At 63.4% G+C, this 1,082-nt stretch carries 1 pseudogene; it reads right to left on the bottom strand.

What is annotated here, in order from left to right:
- Positions 1-795: pseudogene (locus tag EXE45_RS16835) on the bottom strand (DNA cytosine methyltransferase); the annotation flags it as partial.
- Positions 796-1,082: the final 287 nt, after the last annotated feature.

Raw genomic sequence — 1,082 nt, 5'->3', positions numbered from 1 at the left:
GAGGTGCTGTGGACCGTAGTCGACGATCGGGAGATCGACTTCCGGGTCACGGCCGAAGATCTGCTTCGCGATGGACTGCGCTAGCACGGCCGCGATCTGCGGCGGTACCGAGTTGCCGATCTGCTTCACCACGTCCCCGTAGCTCCCGGTCAGAACGTAATCGTCCGGGAACGACTGGAGTCGCTTGAGTTCCTCCTCGGTGAACTTCCGGTTCTCCCAGTGGAACGGTCCCGATGCGGCTCCCGGCTGCGCTTTCAGCGTTCGGACCGGCTCCTCGGGATCCGTCTTGTAGAGGTAGTCGGAGAAGCGCGAGCGCCACCCGAACACTGGGTCCGGGTGTCCCAGCTTCTCCGTGTAGAAGGAGTAGTTCAGCCCCGGCGGGATGTCGTCGAGGAGGTGCGCGTGCTTCGACGTGACCTCGTACGGCGTCTCCGCCTCGACGTCGTCGTTGTCGAGATCGGCGAGCGCCTCGCCCGCGGTCACCGACTTGAGATCTCCTTCCGAGTCCTCGTCGTGCGTCGGCTTCGGGAAGTGGTAGTCGACGTCGATGTCCTCGCGAACACCGACGATGAACGTCCGGGCCCTGTGCTGCGGAACGCCGTAGTCGGCGGCATTGAGCGTGCGAGCGGTGCGCGGCTTCTCGACTACGTAGCCGGCGCCACGGAACGCTTCGACGATTGGCTCCCAGTCCTCCTCGTTCGAAGTGACTCCTGAGACGTTCTCGAAGAGGAATCCGGCCGGCTGCCATTTGTCGAGCAGGTCGACGTAGGCCTCGAACAGCCGACCCTCCTCGCTGTCGGTTCCTTCGGTACCTCCCGCACGACGGGCTGCCGCGGAAAACGGCTGACACGGCGGCCGCCGATTATGAAGTCGATTTCGTCGCCGAGCGTGGCTGGAATGTTGAACTCATCGGGGCGGTCGTCGAGGACCGCGTCGGCGACTTCGCGGACGTCCTCACAGAGTAGAACCGCTTCTTCGTCGACGTAGGTCCCTCTGTTGGCTTCGAGGGTCTCGACCGCGGTCTCGTCAACGTCAAGATGGAGAGCGATTTCGAACGCTGGGTTCTCGCTAAACCTGATATC

The sequence above is a fragment of the Halorubrum sp. SP9 genome, from assembly GCF_005435015.1.
GTDB lineage: Archaea > Halobacteriota > Halobacteria > Halobacteriales > Haloferacaceae > Halorubrum > Halorubrum sodomense.
This window is presented reverse-complemented; position numbering and strand designations above follow the sequence as displayed.